1 pseudogene is annotated in these 267 nt (G+C 66.7%); it reads left to right on the plus strand.

Annotated elements, in window-relative coordinates:
- Positions 1–57: 57 nt before the first annotated feature.
- Positions 58–267: pseudogene (locus AAEZ05_RS28830) on the plus strand (dihydroorotase); the annotation flags it as partial.

Raw genomic sequence — 267 nt, forward strand, 5'->3', positions numbered from 1 at the left:
GTCCATGGCCATGAGCGGGCAAACCGCGCAACGTCAATTCGAGCAGGAGCAGGCCCAGTGAAGCTCAGCATTCTCGGCGCCCGAGTCATCGACCCGGCCAGTGGCCTGGACCAAGTTACCGATCTTCACCTGGACGCCGGCAAGATCGTCGCCATCGGCGCCGCCCCCGCAGGCTTCAATGCCGGCCAGAGCATCGATGCCAAGGGCCTGGTGGCCGCGCCTGGGCTGGTGGACCTGAATGTCGCCCTACGCGAGCCGGGCTACAGC

This window comes from Pseudomonas sp. HY13-MNA-CIBAN-0226, assembly GCF_040310305.1.
GTDB classification, from domain to species: Bacteria; Pseudomonadota; Gammaproteobacteria; order Pseudomonadales; family Pseudomonadaceae; genus Aquipseudomonas; species Aquipseudomonas gregormendelii.